Source organism: Treponema primitia ZAS-2, assembly GCF_000214375.1.
GTDB lineage: Bacteria > Spirochaetota > Spirochaetia > Treponematales > Breznakiellaceae > Termitinema > Termitinema primitia.
In genome coordinates, this window is record NC_015578.1 from 143,196 (window position 1) to 159,159 (window position 15,964).

Genomic DNA, 15,964 nt, shown 5'->3' on the forward strand with positions numbered 1-15,964 from the left:
CTTTTGTTTCATCGGGGGTATTTTAGCTATAGTCTTTAATTTCCCACGCTGGTTTGATATACTTATGTTATATTGAAATGCGGGGGTATCGGATGAAACTTTACAGTCGGGGGCAGGTGATCTTTTTTTCCCTCCTGAGCGTCCTCATTGTAGTCATGTTCGCCGTGGGAATAGGCTTTTTGCGGATTCCCCTGAAAAACGGAGATGCGGCTGCCCAGGCCGAGAGCGTCAAGCTTGCCGAAGCAGACCCCCTGGAGGCGCTCCAACTGCGGCAATCCCCCTATACCAACCCCCTGCTGACCAAAACTGCGGAACTGGTGACCTATACGGAGGATGAGCGGGAGAATATTTCGGTTTACGAGCAGCTCAACGAGGCGGTGGTGAACGTTACCACCGAAACCGTGGCGATTAACTGGTTTTTGGAACCGGTGCCCCAGGAAGGCGGTTCCGGGTCAGGGTCCATCTTCGATACCCGGGGATATGTACTTACCAATAACCACGTTATCGAAAATGCTTATAAAGTCTTTGTAAACTTGGCCGACGGCACCCAGTTGGAGGGCTCCCTGGTGGGTACGGACCCGGAAAACGATCTGGCGGTACTGAAATTCGATCCCCCCCGGGGGACGGAGCTGAAGACTGTGCCCTTCGGCGATTCAGGGAACCTCAAGGTGGGTCAGAAGGTAATGGCCATAGGGAACCCCTTTGCCCTGGAGCGTACCCTGACGGTGGGCATAGTCTCCGGGCTGGGGCGGCCCATTCAGACCTCCCGGCAGAACATTATCCGGGACATGATCCAGACCGATGCTTCTATTAATCCCGGGAATTCTGGGGGGCCCCTGCTGGATTCTCAGGGCCGGATGATAGGCATCAACACCATGATCTATTCACCCTCAGGGGGTTCCGTTGGCATAGGTTTCGCCGTGCCGGTGAATACCGCCAAACGGGTGGTGGCTGAACTTATCGCTTACGGTAAGGTCCGGCGGGGCTGGATCGATGCGTCGGTGGTGCAGCTTTTCCCGGCATTGGTGAGTTATGCAAAACTGCCGGTTAGTTCGGGGCTCCTGGTTTCCCGGACCAAACGGAACGGCTTTGCGGAGCAGGCGGGGATACGTCAGGGCAGCGAGCCGGTGCGCTACGGCTCCAGCGTGATCTACCTGGGCGGGGATATTATCACCTCCGCAGACGGCATGAAGATCGAAACCCTGGCGGACCTCTATTCAGCCCTGGAGGACAACAAGCCCGGGGAGCGGGTGGCGGTGGAACTCATACGCGGGGGCCGTACCATAAAACTTGACGTAATCCTGGCGGACCGAGAAGAGTCCGGGTTGTAGCATTGGCGAAACCTTCTGAAATTTCCGGCGAAGCTTCTCCCCTGGAAGCAGCTCGGGCACGAAAAACCAGGCTTATTAATACCGCAGCCTGGGTGGCCCTGCTGGGGAATGCCCTTTTAGCGATCCTGAAGATCGCCACGGGTATCTACGCCGAAAGCCTCGCGGTGCTTGGAGACGGTATTGATACTTCGGTGGATGTGCTCATTGCCGTGATGACCCTGATGGTTGCCAAAATAATTTCCCGCCCCGCTGACCCGGAACACCCCTGGGGCCACGGCAGGGCGGAAACCGTGGCCACCGCTTTCCTCGCTTTTATCCTTTTTTTTGCCGGCGCTCAGCTCATGCTCAATTCCGGGGCCCAACTGATTTCCGGCGTTCGCCGAGGGGTTCCGGAACCCATTGCCATCATAGTTACCCTTATTTCCATCGCCGGAAAAATACTCCTGGCCTGGAGCCAGTATATCTTTGGAAAAAAAGCCGACTCTCCCATGCTTCGGGCTAATGCAAAAAACATGACCGGGGATGTGGTGATCTCCGCAGGGGTTCTGGTTGGGCTGGGGCTTTCTATAATTACCGGTATAGGCCTCATTGACTCCCTTGCGGCCCTGCTGGTGGGCATCTGGGTGATCAAGGCTGCGGTGGAGATATTTGTTGAGGCTAACGCAGAACTTATGGATGGCGGTTCCGGGGCAGAATTCTACAAGTCGGTCTTTGAGGCGGTTCACAGCGTTCCCGGAGCGGGACATCCCCACCGGACCCGGATGCGGCGTATTGCCGGACTCTGGGATATCGACATCGATATTGAGGTGGATCCGACCCTGACTATCCGGGAAGCCCATACTATCGCGTCTAAGGTAGAACAGGCGATCAAGGAGCGGGTGGAGGGTGTCTACGATATTATGGTCCATGTGGAACCCGCAGGTAACCGGGAAAATGAAGGATACGGCCTCCAGGAGGATCACTTGCCTCAGTAGAGGCATTGCCTCAGTAGGCCCTGGTTTGTATTTTAGTGCCAGGTTATTGATTTTCTGAACGGTAAACCCTTCTTTTGTGAAGGAAAACATTGCAGTTTTTGTTAATTACGAGTACTATACTAATATTAATGACTTTAAAACCGATTTTATACAGCATGCTCACCTCATTTGCGAATAAAAATCACTCTCCGTATATTGATAGCGAAGCCTTTATCAATTTTGTGGAAAAGTATGCCCAGCATTATGCCAATGAACAGCCTGAATGGGCCCGGTGGGCAAAAGATACAAGCAGAAGGATCTGGGAGGAAATAACCCCCTTGTTTGAGGCGGGGAAATGTACGCTCCTCACTGAACAGAGCGGTACCCGGATATATATGAACCGTTTCTACCTGGATCTACTGGAAAATGCCTATCAATCCCCGGATGACAGCGCAGATATGATCTTTCCTAACGAAACTACCTTAAAAATAAAGATACCTCTGGACCATTTGCGGTCCATCAATGTTACCACAGATCTGGTTACCTACCTTGGATCCCCCCAGGAAGGACCCCTGCCGCTTATAAAGTTGATTTTTCCCAGGGGTATTCCCGATGCCCTGGTACTTTCCTCTATGATACCCCGGCGCCTTATGGAGGCGGCGATACTCAAAATTCGTAGTTTCCTCCGAAAAACGGATAACAAGGAGTACATACAGAACAAGCTTATCCCCTACCATCAGGGAAAGGAAAATCAGCTGAGGGATGTTTTTAACCGTATCATGGTACGGCCCCTGGAGTGCCTTAGCAATTTGGAAGAGGGGGAGGATTTTTCTTTTCTTTTCTGGTCCAGTTTTTCCGGCATGATAAAGAGCGATTTTGCCAAGCGGAATGAGCTGGAAAATGAGGATCTGTTAGTGCTCCAGTCCCTATATCTCATAGAGATCATAAACAATTATTACCGTGCCAAAGCCTTTAAGCGGAAAGAAAGGAGTATGGCCTTTAATGATCTGGATATTTTGATTGGCCAGCCTCCCTATGCCTATTCCATTGATTCCATAATTAAATTTGTCAACAGCAAGGGAGTTCCCCTCCTGGGGCTCTACTCGGATGAGGATCTGCAATCCTGGCTTCATAACAAAGTCACGGATCATAAAGAGGATGAGTTGCCTGCGTTGCTCCTTATTACCGGCCCTGCGGACGCTAAACGGTATATTAAAAAGGAAAATTATTATCCATTCAGTTTGAAGCTTCTGCTGGACGGCCGGCCAATAGTACGGAAAGCTGTTTCAGACCGCTGGCTTTCAATCATCAAGGATTATCAGGATGAGCCAGCCATGGAAAAGGACGAGGAATTTGAGCGGCTCCTGAAACGCTATGTGGGTGAGTTAACCCCGGAGCTGATGGCAGTGTTAACGGATAAAAAACTATTCCTGGCCTGTGATGAAATGGAACGGGGGGGGATTGTTTTTGATAATTCGCGCTTCTTTTCCCCTGAGGGCGCCCTGTTTCCCATGGCCACCCTTTTTTTAGTTAATCGGAAGGAGATGCTCTCCGATGCCCGGGCTATTCTGCCCTTTTGGTATTCCATCCCTTTGCTTATATCTTTTATATCTTTCCTACAAAAAATGAAAAATATAAAGGGTGAAATGGCAAAGAAAAAGGCGGAACTGGGAGGCCCGAAAAGGACTGCGCCGGCTAACAAGAACCGGGATATGGAGATACGCGAAGCCGGACAGAAGCTGGAAACGGAAATAGTCCCCCCTGATAATGACATTGACAACTACCTGGCCCAGCTGGAAAACCGCTGGAACACCCTTCTTAAAAAGCAGGCCCGAGAGGACCTCTTAACTGATATACAATCCCTGGTCCGGGACCGGCTGCGGCAAACACTTCGCGGCCAGAGACACGTCATGCTGACCAAGGATTCCCTGGACAAGCTTGCCCGCCGCATTGTAGAAGAAAACCCCACCCTTCGGGATCTCCATAATCAGGATTACCTGCGCCAATACACAGTGCTTTATATGGTAAAACTTCTGCTACAGGTAAAATTTTAATTTTTTTTAAATCCCATTAAAGCATTTTTATTCCTTTTCCCCCTAACCCTTGTATCATGGGCAGTCCAATAAACCCCATGACCGGTGGTTCTGATTATCACCGGAACAATCATTTTTGGAGGGTTACTATGAATAACCTCAATTCCATCATTATCGAAGGCAACCTGGTTCGGGATCCCCTGCTCCGTTCCACTCAGAAAGGGACATCGCTTTGTACCTTTAGCCTTGCCTCTAACCGTTTCTACAAACAGGAAGGAGGATTTGAAAAGGAGGTCAGCTTTTTTGACGTAGAAAGCTGGGCAAAATTAGCGGATGCCTGCTATAACCTGGGGCATAAAGGCCGGGGCGTCCGGGTAGTGGGGAGGCTGAAACAGGATCGGTGGAATGGGACCGATGGAAAACAACGTTCACGAATAGCCATAGTGGCGGAACACGTGGAATTCCGTCCTGAATTTAAACGGGATGGTTCCGGTGAGGAAAACCCTGCGGAAACAGCCGCCTCTGCAGATATGGCCGGCGAGGCTTTCGAGGATATATCTCCCATGCCTGAAGACGGAATGACGGCGGAAGATATTGAAGAACTGGCAGTGACTTTTTAAAGGAGGTGATGATATAGAGAAAAATTAACATATCTATAAGTGTCGCATAATTCCCCCTACAGGGGGCCAAGGTGTTACCGAGGCCCCCTGTTTTTTGTTCGCAGTATTACCCCCATTGAAAGTTGTTCACAAAATGAACAAACGGGCATTTGAACGCGTGACATGCTTTACAAAAGCTTGTTATGTTTAACCGTAGTTTTATTCTGTAAGGGGAATTGTAAGGTGTATTTGCACAGGGTGACTTTTAAAGTACAGATGAATCTCATCAAGTATATAAATCAATACTTGACGTCTGTTACCGATTACTCTCTCTGTTTGCTTATTTATATTTCTGTTTAAAATAATCCGGTCCTTCCCGGCATTCCCTTATTATTTCAATAATTTATTTTGTTGAAATATCTGTATTTATTCCTTCGATATCTAACGGCGAATTTTTATCCTTTTTATTAACAGATATTATTTTAAATTTGCTTCCGTCTTTTCTGGTAATAAATACTTCTTCCTTCAAAGCGGTATTTAATACTGTCCGCATGGGTATAGTTTCGAATAGAGAATAAGCTCTTAAAACTTGTTCTTCATTCAACCTTTGTTTTTTACCATCCTTGACAATTTAAAGTATTTTGTCAATACGTAGGTTTTCCCTTTAACCCGCATATATTCCAAGCTCTCCTTTCAGGCTATACTGTCCCAATGAACATTAAGTTAGGCCAAAAATGGTAACACCTAAAGTAGAGCTTTTAGCACCCGCGGGCTCACCGGAAGCCCTAGACGCCGCCATTGGCGAAGGGGCGGATGCGGTTTACCTGGGGCTGAAAAACTTCAACGCCCGGATCAGGAGCGCTAATTTCGCCTATTCCCAGTTTGAGGGGCTGCTGCGGACGGTGCACCGGATGAACCGCCGGGTCTATGTAACGGTTAATACGGTTTTTGAACAGCGGGAGGCGGACAGGGTCTACCAGTTATTGAAGTACCTGGATGGCCTGGGGCCGGACGGTATCATCGTCCAGGATTTCGGGATTGTTAAGATGGTCCGGGAGCATTTCCCCAAACTCAAGCTCCACGCTTCTACCCAGATGAATATTGCCTCCGCCCGGGGGGCGAATATCCTTTCCCGGAATGGGTTTTCCCGGGTGGTATTGGCCAGGGAGCTTTCCCTGGAGGAAATCCGTGAGATTCGGGATACTACCAACATGGCCCTGGAAGTTTTTGTCCACGGGGCCCTTTGCGTCAGCGCTTCCGGGCTGTGCCTTTTTTCCAGTTATCTGGGGGGCAAGTCCGCCAACCGGGGTATGTGTACCCAGGCTTGCCGGCGGCTCTATCAGCATGAGGATGAAAAGGGCTACTACTTCAGCCCCGGGGATTTGCAGCTCCTGGAACAAGTGCCTTCCCTGGTGGAAGCGGGGGTCAATTCCTTCAAAATCGAGGGGCGGATGAAGAGTGCCGAGTACGTGGGCGCCGTGGTGTCTGCCTACCGTCGGGTCATTGACGGGCTTGAGGGGGACCGGGAAGGGAGTATGCAGGAGGGGCTGGCCATGCTCCGCAACGACTTTGCCCGGGGAAAAACTCAGTTTTATATTTCAGGCGGGGTGGAACCGGAGACTTTGCTCAACCCAGCCCAGGATGGGGGTACGGGTATAGCCCTGGGAACCATACTCAGGGTACGGGGCGGTGATGGCGAGCGCCAGGGACTTATTCCCAGTGGGCCGGTTATGCCCGGGGTGGGGGATTCGGTCAGGTTCCACCGTGCGGACGATTCGGATCGCAAGTCTCATAAGCTGACCCTGGCGGAGGATGAGCCGGCTGAGCGGAACCCTGGTGGGGCCGGGCCAGGACCGGGTGGCCGTAACGGACATACGCCGAACCGGTGGATTTCCATCCCTGAGGGGTTTGATATGGGAGATTCGGTTTACCTCATCCAGACCAGGGCTATGTCCAGGCGCTATCCCCAGGTTATACCCGGGAACCTGGATTCCTGCCGCCGTATGCCCGGCCGGGATAGGGCCCCGGAGATCAGTTTGCCCGCACAGAAGAAAAAAGAGACAAACGCTTTTCCCGACGGCATTTACGGGATGACTTCCCGGATCGAGGACCTTTTTATTATCCAGTCGGTGCGGCCTTTGCGGGTTATACTGGAGTATAACCGCAAAGTCGCCGCTTACCTTTTGGGGGAAAATATGCCGCCCCTGCCTTTTAGAAGTGGGGAACTTATTCTGTCCCTGGATCCCTATTTTCCCCAGGGTATGGACCGGGCGCTGACTGAGGAAATCCCTCTGCTTGTCGAACGGGGGTACCGGGAATTTGTGGTGAATAATCCGGGGCATTTTTCTCTTTTTCGGGATATGGAGGGGGTCAGGCTTATTGCCGGGCCTTCCCTTTACGCCTTTAACCGCTGGTCCGCCGCGTTTATCACCGCCCTGGGGGCGGAGTCGCTGATTTCCCCACTGGAAAACAACCGGCAGAACTGGGAGCGGACTATTGAGACCGGCAGGAGGGCTCAGACTTTTATCACAGTCTTTGCCTACCCGGCGCTGTTCCGTATACGGGCGGACCTGGGATCGATTTATCCTTTCGGGAGTTTTCAGGATGGCAGGGATGAGCGGTTCCGGCTTATCAGCGAGCGGGATGGTTCCCGGGTCTACCCGGAAAAGCCCTTTTCCATCATCGACAAGATTCCCTTCCTTCAGGAAGCGGGGTTTCGCCGGTTCATCCTGGACTTTTCCGGCCATCCTTTGAAGAAAAAGGACTATAAGGACATTATGGACGCCGTTAAAAACGCTGCTCCCCTGCCCAATATCGTCCGGTTTAACTGGAAGGACGGGTTTTTTACCCAGGATGCTTCACCCGCGAAGGGTGTGACGGACAACAAGGGATAGGCGTAGTAGTAGAATTTATGTTTCAATCCGCGCACTCGCGACCGGCCGCTGTTTGATTTGTTCAGAAGGCCGAATGAGTTTCAATCCGCGCACCAGCGAAGGGTGCGATCTGAAGCAGTTATCCGGCTCCCTACTGGGTCATCCGGGAGAAAGATCCGCCGTCTTCATAGAACATCCGGGAGCGGCTTTCATTCATAAAGGAGCGTCGGTTTTCCCCAATGCGGTCATTGAGCAGTTCGGCGTACTTTGCCAGGATACCCAGTTCCGGGTAATAGGCGTTATCGTACTGCAAGCTCCGTTTGGTGGTTTCCAGTATCCGGGATGCCTCATGGTCGAGCCTGAGGGCTGTTTCCAGCCGGGTTAGATCCCCCGCATTATTGTAGTAGTGGTTTCCAACTTCCCGAATGGTTTCCGCGAAATTCAGCACTGCCCTTGAATGAAGGAGCATCCTGGCTGCAAAGTCGTTGGTCTGATCCGTCAGGACTATGACCCGGTTAAAGCCGCTGGGCAGGTCTGGGGTGGTGTTCCCATCGGTGTAGAGGCCTATCTCCGGTACGATGATCGGTTTTCGTTCCTGTTGATTGCGGACCTGGACGGCGGCAACCTGGAGCCCCTGGTTTTGCGGGGGGATCCGGTACCGGACAAACAGGGTTTTATAGTCTCCCTGGTGGAGGCTGGGAATGCGGCAGATGACCCGGTTCTTTTCTATGCGGCGCTGAAATCCCAGGACTTCGAGTATTTCGATGCCCGGGGTAAATTCTAGTTCCAGTTCCAGGTTTTCCGCAGCGGTTACCATAATGCGTTGGAATTCCCGGTCCGTGTTCAGGACACCGTTCATCACATCTATATTGGGCAGGGAACGGGAAGCACCCTGGCCGTATTCCGCCAGGGTCCGCAGGAGTTCTTCGTCAAAATTGCTGCCCAGGCCCAGGGTGGAAATGGAAACTCCCTGCTGTTTGCGGAGTTCCACCAGTTGGTAAATTTGGTCCAGGGTATCGGCGCCGGTATATTCAAAGGAACAGACTTCGGTTTGGCTGCTGCGTCCGGAACCGGACACGGCGCCCTCAAAATAGAGGTATTCCCTGCCGTTCTTTATTTCTACCTGGAAGGGGGTGGGATAATCCCGGGGCTCGTTGATGGCATAGTTTTGTACGTACACCCGGTAGTTTCCAAATACGGCGGTATTTTCGGCCCAGAAAATACTTTCCATGGGCCGTTCGGTTTCTCCGTACATATTCCGGTCCACGTCCATCCAGCCGCCTGAGGAATCCCTGGGGTTTTTAAAATTGACTACCTCACCACGGGGGGTTACCACATAGAGGTCCAGATCGTTCCGGTTGTTCCACATCAGGGAAATGCGGATATCCCCGGTGTGGGCTTTTGCCATGGAAAGCCGGGTGGAGAATTCGTCCCCGTCAGAGAAAAGAAGCACCTGGTTTATGGAATTTTCCCGGAAGTTGGGGATGATCTGTTCGTAGCCCAGGGTGATGCCCGCTTCCAGGTTGGTGATGCCCTGGGGATACAGTTTATCCACCGCCTCAAGAAAGAGTCGGCGTTTCTGGAGGGAATCCATCAGGGTGGGTTCAAAAGCCACCCGGGCGGTATTGTTAAAGCTTACCAGGGAGAGTGAATCCACGCTTCGGATTTTCTTGATAAAATTCCCCATGGACGCCTTGAACCAGTAGAGCTTATTGTCCTCGTTCATGGAGATGGATGTGTCAACCACCAGTACCAGGTTCAGGGGGGGCAGTTCCGAGAAGCCCCAGGTCTTGCCCTGAAGCCCTACCTGGATAATGCCCTCCCGCCCCAGGTGGTTTCGGGATGAAGAATCCGGGCGGTTTAAGGTATTGTAGATATTGACCCCCACATCGGTTTCCGGTTCCGGGTAGCCATAATTATAGGAGGCAAGGTAGGAATCAACGAAGATATCCTCCGGGGCCAGGATGACGCCATTATTTGCGATATACCTGCTGCGGGCTTGCTGGGAGGAGCTCTCGGCGAATCCTTCGGCAAATAAAACGCCCGGGATGATGCAGAGCAGCAGGCCCAGGAGTAAACTTTTTACTTTATTGGGGAACATGATTTCCTCCATGTTATAATGCTGAACGTACAACCCGGAAACCGATATAGTTAGTTTTTGCGGTGTGATCCATTGCTACCCGGTTGGCGGAGCGTAGGAACCGTGCCTCGCTGGTCCAACTGCCCCCCCGTATGACCGCGGGGTTTTTCAGGGAGCCGTCGAGCGCCGAGGTGTTTTCGTAGGGTTTGTATTGATCCCAACACCATTCATAAACATTGCCGTGCATATCGTATAAACCCCAAGCATTGGGCGCATAACTCCTCACCGTGGTGGTTCGTGCCCGGTAGCGGCTTTTTGCACTTTTGTTATAGGGGTAGTTTCCGTCAAAATTCGCCTGAAAGGCGGTTATATTATTGCCCGAGTGAAAGACCGTGGTCCCTCCGGCCCGGCAGGCGTATTCCCATTCCGCCTCCGTGGGCAATCGGTACCCGTTGGCATTGTGATCCCAGAGTATTTCCACCTCCCGGATGACGTAGGCCGGGGTAAGCCCCTCAATGATGCTCCGGGCGTTGCAGTAGGAAACGGCGTCAAACCAGCTAACCTGTTCCACCGGCAGGCTGGCGCCGGAGAATTGGCTGGGATTTGTCCGCATTATCTGCTCATATTCCCGCTGGGTAACCTCGTTTTTAGCCATATAAAAGGCGCCGACCATTACCTGGTGCTGGGCTTCATCCTTTTGCCGGGAAACTTCCCGGGCCGGGCTTCCCATAAAAAAGAAACCACCCTCAATTTTTACAAAATCAAGGAGTATATCCGCCTGAATGCTTTGAGCGCCTATCCGTGCGGAGCCCAGAGAGAGGCTGATAAATACAAAAAGGGACAATAGCCGGATTGGTCTTTTCATTCCTATAATCCTTTAAACGAATAATACCATAAAGTATATTTTTAGACAGTCTCAATGTCAAATTTCGGCAGAAACTACTGCCCAGTGAAGGTTTTTTTTGCTATGATCCAGAAATGACTATTCGGGAACAACTTACAGATATAGCGTCGCGGCGGATCCTCGTCCTGGACGGGGCCATGGGCACCATGATCCAGCGGTATAAACTGACTGAAACGGAATTCCGGGGCGGTAAGTTCGAGGACCATCCCACGTCCATCCTGGGATGTAACGATGTGCTCTGCCTGACCAAGCCGGATATTATCAGTTCCATCCACGAGGCTTATCTTAAGGCCGGGGCGGATATTATTGAGACCTGTAGTTTCAATGCCACCGCGGTTTCTCTGGCTGATTATGGTCTGGACCACCTGGCCTGGGAAATCAGCCGGGCCTCCGCAGAAATTGCCCGGAAACAGGCGGACAAATTTTCTACTCCGGGAGTCCCCCGGTTTGTGGCGGGTATCCTGGGAGGGGCCGCCAAGAGCGCCAGCATTTCCCCGGATATGAACGATCCGGGGAAACGGAGCGTTACCTGGGACGAGCTGGAGGCGGCTTACTACGATAACGCCCGGGGGCTCCTGGACGGGGGGGTGGATATTTTGATGGTGGAGACCATCTACGATACCCTCAATGCCAAGGCGGCGATTTTCGCTATTTCCCGGCTTTTTGAAGAACGGAATATCGATGTGCCTCTGATGATTTCCGCCACCGTGGCGGATGTTTCCGGGCGGATTCTGGCGGGGCAGACCCTGGAGGCTTTCTGCGTTTCGGTGCTCCACGCCAAGCCCTGGTCCATGGGGCTCAACTGCTCCTTTGGGGCGGGATCTCTGAAAAAGCATGTTCAGGAACTGGCCGCACTGGTACCCTGCTTTGTCAGCGCCCACCCCAATGCGGGGCTGCCCAATCGTTTCGGGGAATACGACGAAACCCCGGAAACCATGGCTGCGGTTGTGGAAGAGTACCTGAAGGAAGGGCTGGTGAACATCATCGGGGGCTGCTGCGGCTCTACCCCGGACCATATCGCCGCCATAGCTGCCAAGGCGAAGAACTACGGTCCACGGCCTCTGCCTGTGCAAGCGCCGCGAAAGGGGACGGTCTTTGCGGGGCTTGAGCCCCTGCGGGTAAGCCGTGACGGGGGGCTCACCAAGATCGGGGAGCGTACCAACGTTGCGGGGTGCCGCAAATTCCTGAAACTGATTAAAGACGAAAACTACGGCGAAGCTTTAGGGCTGGTCCGGGAAATGATAGAACAGGGGGCCTCCCTGATAAACGTGGGCATGGACGATCCCTTCCTGGACGCCAAGGCTTGCATGACCCGCTTCCTCAATTTGGCCTTGGCGGACCCCGACATTGCCCGGCTGCCGATCGTGGTGGACAGCTCCCGCTGGGAGGTGATTGAAACGGGGCTGAAGCTCCTCCAGGGGAAGGGGCTGGTGAATTCCCTCAGCCTCAAGGAAGGGGACGGCGAATTGCTCCGCAAAGCCAGGCTTGCCCGGCGCTATGGGGCCGCAGTGGTGGTGATGCTCTTTGACGAGCAGGGCCAGGCTGCGGGGTATGAACGGAAAATCGAAATTGCCAAACGGAGCTACGATCTTTTGACAGGGGACGGCTTTCCCCCTGAAGACATCGTCTTTGACCCTAACATACTTTCTGTGGCCACCGGCATCCCTGAACACGATCGCTACGCACTGGATTTTATCCACGCCTGTGAATGGATCACCGCAAACTGCCCTGGGGCCCAGATATCCGGTGGCGTCACCAACCTGTCCTTCAGTTTCCGGGGCAATGATACGGTGCGGGAGGCCATGCACGCAGTATTCCTGAAACATGGAATAAAAGCGGGACTTTCCATGGCCATCGTCAACCCCGGTGCTTTGGTCCCTTATGAGAACCTGGAAAGCGGCCTGCGGGATGCGGTAGAATCGCTGCTTCTCTGCAAGAGCCCCGATGCGGTGGACCGGCTCCTGTCCATAGCGGTGGCCCTGAAGGACGCCGGGGAGGGGCAGGGTGCCGGGACAGCTGCTAAAAGCGCGTCCTGGCGTTCCCTGGATGTGGAAGAGCGGGTGGTCCACGCTATGGTTAAGGGCATCGATGACTATATTGAAGGTGACGTATTAGAACTGCGGCCCCGCTACGCCCGTCCCCTGGAACTGGTGGAGGGCCCCCTGATGAGGGGTATGGGCGAAGTGAGTCGCCTTTTTGGGGAAGGGAAGATGTTCCTCCCCCAGGTGATCCGCAGCGCCCGGGTGATGAAGAAGGCGGTGGCGGTCCTGGAGCCTTTCATGGAACGGGAGCGCCTTGCAAGCGGGAACACCGATACTGCGGGGAACGAAAAGATTCTGCTGGCCACGGTGAAGGGGGATGTCCACGACATCGGGAAAAATATAGTAGGTGTGGTGCTGGGCTGCAATGGCTATACGGTTCTGGATTTGGGAATTATGGTTCCGGCGGAGGATATACTAGCGGCCGCTGAAAAAGAGGGGGCCAAAATCATCGGGCTTTCGGGGCTCATCACCCCCTCACTGGAAGAGATGGTCCGTACTGCCCGGGAGATGGAAAAGCGGGGGATGAAGATCCCCCTGATCATCGGAGGGGCCACCACGAGCCTGGCCCATACTGCCCTGCGTATTGCCCCGGAGTATTCCGGCCCCGTGGTGTATGTCAGTGATGCGGGGCAGTCCGCTGGCACGGTCCGGGCCTTGCTTGCTGAAACCGATCGGCCCCGCTTTCTGAAAGACCTGGAACAGCGCTACAGGGAAGCGGCGGAACAGCATGAGCGGATAGTCGCGAAAACGGAACTCCTTTCCCTGGAAGGGGCCCGGAAAAACCGGGGGTCCCAGGCTGTCTCCGGTCAGGCGCCCAAAAGCCGGGGGCTCCAGGACCTGAACGGCTATGCTTTGGAACGGGTTATCCCTTTTATAGACTGGGAGGGCTTTCTCCGTATATGGGAACTGGACCGGGAGCAGCATTCCCCTGAAAAGGATGTTGCAAAAGAAAAACTACTGGAAGACGCCCGGAAGATTCTGGATCAGGTTCGCACAGAAAAACTGCTCCAACTCCGGGGCGTCGCAGGGATATTCCCTGCCTGCGCTGATGGGGATGATGTGCTGGTATACGGCTCCGGCCCGGAACCTGTACGCTTCGCTTTCCTGCGGAATCAGGAGAAAAAGCGGGCTGGCGGCGCTAATCTTTGCCTGGCAGATTTTCTGCCGTCTGGGCATTCAGGTGGGGGAAATCCCGGCGCCTCCCCCAGGGATGGAAATCCTGGCGTCTCTTCCGGAGACGGGAACCCCGGCGTTTCCGGTGGTGGCTGGCTGGGACTTTTCGCCCTCAGCGCCGGCTTTGGCCTGGAGGAAGCGGCGGCTGCATTCCGTTCCCGCAACGATGACTACGGGGCGCTCCTGCTGGGCACCCTGGCGGACAGCCTGGCCGAAGCCTTTGCAGAGGAAGTCCACCTCCGCATACGCCGGGAATGGTGGGGCTATGGGGAAGGAGAAACTCTTTCTGTTGAAGATGTCTTCAAGGGGAAGTACTCAGGCATACGCCCCGCTTTCGGCTATCCTCCTTGCCCGGACCATCAGGACAAACGGATCGCTTTTGATTTGCTGGAAGCGCAGAAACGCTGCGGTCTTACCCTGACCGAATCGGCTATGATAATCCCCGCAGCATCGGTGTGCGGCATGGTTTTCTCAAATCCGGAAGCACGGTATTTCAGCGCTGCGCCGGTTGGGGATGATCAGCTGCAGGACTGGGCTAAGCGGAAGGGGATAAAGGCAGAGGAAGCCCGGAGACGGCTGGGGCGAATTTAGGCGGGGCATTCAGACCCTAACCGGTAACATTGTGCAGCCAGCGGCCTGATTTAAGCCGCCAGAACCCCAGGAGCATCTTAAAAACTTCCTCGCTGCAAAGACAAAGGTAGATGAGCCACACCGGGGCGTGAAAAAGAAAACTCGCGGCGGCTGCCAGGGGCAGGGTTATCAGCCACATGAAGATCAGATCGTAGATGGCGCAGAAAACCGTATCCCCCCCAGCCCGACAGATGCCCACCACCATGGACATGTTAAAAGCCCTGAAGGGATAGGCGCAGCAAAGAATGACAAACATGGCCCTTGTATGGGCGAGGACCTGGGGATTCACATTAAAAATAAGGGGCAGGAGCCGGGACAGGGGGAGCAGGATGAAGACCGCTGCGATGGCCGTCAGGGGAGCGAAGATTGTTATGCGGTCCGCGTAGTCCCGGGCTGCAGTGTCTTTCCCTTCGCCTATTTTTTTGCCGATCAGTACCGCTACTCCGTTACCCAAGCCCATAAAGATAACCCAGGTCAGTTGAGAAAAAGTGTTGGTAATATTAAAGGCTGCGATGGCATCGGTGTGGGTTCTGCCCAGGATGATGTTCTGTACGGTTATACCCAGGGACCAAAGGGTTTCATTGATTATCACCGGGGCGGTGATGCGGAAGAAACGGGCGATAAAGCCGGCGGAAAAGGACGTCAGTTCCCGGAGAGTCCCCGCCGGGGCATAGCGCTTTGCGTAGCTGACGCTTACCAGGATGATCATTTCTGCGATCCGGGCTATGACGGTGGCAATGGCTGCCCCGGTAACTCCCATGGCCGGGATGGGGCCGACGCCGAAGATGAAAAAATAGTTCAGCACCACGTTGATTAACAGGGCAATTACCGTGGTGACCATGGCAAGGCGCACCTTTTCTACCGAACGGAGGGTGATGATAAAAACAAAACTTACCCCAAAGGGGATGAATGATGGAGCCAGGGTCCGAAGATACTTGGCGCCGGCCTCAACCACCGCAGGGTCCCTGGAATATATGCCGACGATCCGGTGAGGATCGACCAGGACCGCGACAGTAAAGATGATCGCCACAGCGCTATTGAGGATGAGACAGAGGCCGGTATTTTTTCTGATCCCCGAAATATCCTGCTTTCCCCAGAACTGGGCGATAAAAATAGCGCCCCCGGAACAGATCCCGAAGAGCATGAGTGAAAAAACAAAGAAAACCTGGTTTCCCAGTCCCACGGCGGCAATTTCCGTGGCGCCCAGCCGGCCTATCATTACCGTATCAACCATATTTACAAAGGCATTAACCAGGTTCTGCAGCATTATGGGCGCTGAAATGACGAAGAGGCTTTTATAGAACTGTTTATCTTTGAATAGATCCCGAATATGCATAGGTGTTTTT

General features: G+C 53.5%; 10 protein-coding genes. 6 read left to right on the top strand and 4 right to left on the bottom strand.

The window, feature by feature from the left end:
- Positions 1-92: 92 nt before the first annotated feature.
- The 4 genes from TREPR_RS00685 to TREPR_RS00700 all read left to right on the top strand — a co-directional run bounded on the left by TREPR_RS00685 (position 93) and on the right by TREPR_RS00700 (position 4,937).
- A complete protein-coding gene (locus tag TREPR_RS00685; RefSeq protein WP_015706342.1) occupies positions 93-1,331 on the top strand; it encodes a S1C family serine protease in 1,239 nt (412 codons plus the stop codon).
- 2 nt (positions 1,332-1,333) lie between these two features.
- Positions 1,334-2,305 (top strand): cation diffusion facilitator family transporter, encoded by a 972-nt coding sequence (locus tag TREPR_RS00690; RefSeq protein ID WP_015706343.1) that lies wholly within the window; start codon positions 1,334-1,336, stop codon positions 2,303-2,305.
- Positions 2,306-2,526: 221 nt separating this feature from the next.
- On the top strand, positions 2,527-4,338 hold the full coding sequence (locus TREPR_RS00695) for a hypothetical protein (RefSeq protein WP_245534761.1): 1,812 nt from the start codon (positions 2,527-2,529) through the stop codon (positions 4,336-4,338).
- Between the two features lie 128 nt (positions 4,339-4,466).
- On the top strand, positions 4,467-4,937 hold the full coding sequence (locus TREPR_RS00700; RefSeq protein ID WP_015706346.1) for a single-stranded DNA-binding protein: 471 nt from the start codon (positions 4,467-4,469) through the stop codon (positions 4,935-4,937).
- A gap of 382 nt (positions 4,938-5,319) precedes the next feature.
- Here TREPR_RS00700 and TREPR_RS18305 read toward each other — a convergent pair whose 3' ends face one another.
- Positions 5,320-5,520 (bottom strand): hypothetical protein, encoded by a 201-nt coding sequence (locus tag TREPR_RS18305; RefSeq protein ID WP_148257200.1) that lies wholly within the window; start codon positions 5,518-5,520, stop codon positions 5,320-5,322.
- A gap of 130 nt (positions 5,521-5,650) precedes the next feature.
- On the opposite strand from TREPR_RS18305, the gene TREPR_RS00710 reads away from it, so the two are divergent.
- Entirely contained in the window at positions 5,651-7,810 is a 2,160-nt protein-coding gene (locus TREPR_RS00710) for a peptidase U32 family protein (RefSeq protein ID WP_015706348.1), read from the top strand.
- Positions 7,811-7,940: 130 nt separating this feature from the next.
- Here TREPR_RS00710 and TREPR_RS00715 read toward each other — a convergent pair whose 3' ends face one another.
- Positions 7,941-9,890 (bottom strand): VWA domain-containing protein, encoded by a 1,950-nt coding sequence (locus TREPR_RS00715; RefSeq protein ID WP_041610953.1) that lies wholly within the window; start codon positions 9,888-9,890, stop codon positions 7,941-7,943.
- A gap of 13 nt (positions 9,891-9,903) precedes the next feature.
- Entirely contained in the window at positions 9,904-10,734 is an 831-nt protein-coding gene (locus TREPR_RS00720; protein ID WP_015706350.1) for a formylglycine-generating enzyme family protein, read from the bottom strand.
- A gap of 113 nt (positions 10,735-10,847) precedes the next feature.
- Between TREPR_RS00720 and metH the strand changes: the two genes are divergently transcribed.
- Complete coding sequence (metH, locus tag TREPR_RS00725) at positions 10,848-14,579, top strand: methionine synthase (RefSeq protein WP_015706351.1); 3,732 nt, start codon at positions 10,848-10,850, stop codon at positions 14,577-14,579.
- A gap of 16 nt (positions 14,580-14,595) precedes the next feature.
- Here metH and TREPR_RS18715 read toward each other — a convergent pair whose 3' ends face one another.
- Entirely contained in the window at positions 14,596-15,954 is a 1,359-nt protein-coding gene (locus TREPR_RS18715) for an MATE family efflux transporter (RefSeq protein WP_015706352.1), read from the bottom strand.
- Between the last annotated feature and the right edge of the window lie 10 nt (positions 15,955-15,964).

Excerpts from the sequence above, each read along its gene's own strand:
- TREPR_RS18715 (WP_015706352.1), bottom strand. The coding sequence starts at position 15,954 with ATGCATATTCGGGATCTATTCAAAGATAAACAGTTCTATAAAAGCCTC.
- TREPR_RS00685 (WP_015706342.1), top strand. The coding sequence starts at position 93 with ATGAAACTTTACAGTCGGGGGCAGGTGATCTTTTTTTCCCTCCTGAGC.
- TREPR_RS00700 (WP_015706346.1), top strand. The coding sequence starts at position 4,467 with ATGAATAACCTCAATTCCATCATTATCGAAGGCAACCTGGTTCGGGAT.
- TREPR_RS00715 (WP_041610953.1), bottom strand. The coding sequence starts at position 9,890 with ATGTTCCCCAATAAAGTAAAAAGTTTACTCCTGGGCCTGCTGCTCTGC.
- metH (WP_015706351.1), top strand. The coding sequence starts at position 10,848 with ATGACTATTCGGGAACAACTTACAGATATAGCGTCGCGGCGGATCCTC.
- TREPR_RS00720 (WP_015706350.1), bottom strand. The coding sequence starts at position 10,734 with ATGAAAAGACCAATCCGGCTATTGTCCCTTTTTGTATTTATCAGCCTC.
- TREPR_RS00710 (WP_015706348.1), top strand. The coding sequence starts at position 5,651 with ATGGTAACACCTAAAGTAGAGCTTTTAGCACCCGCGGGCTCACCGGAA.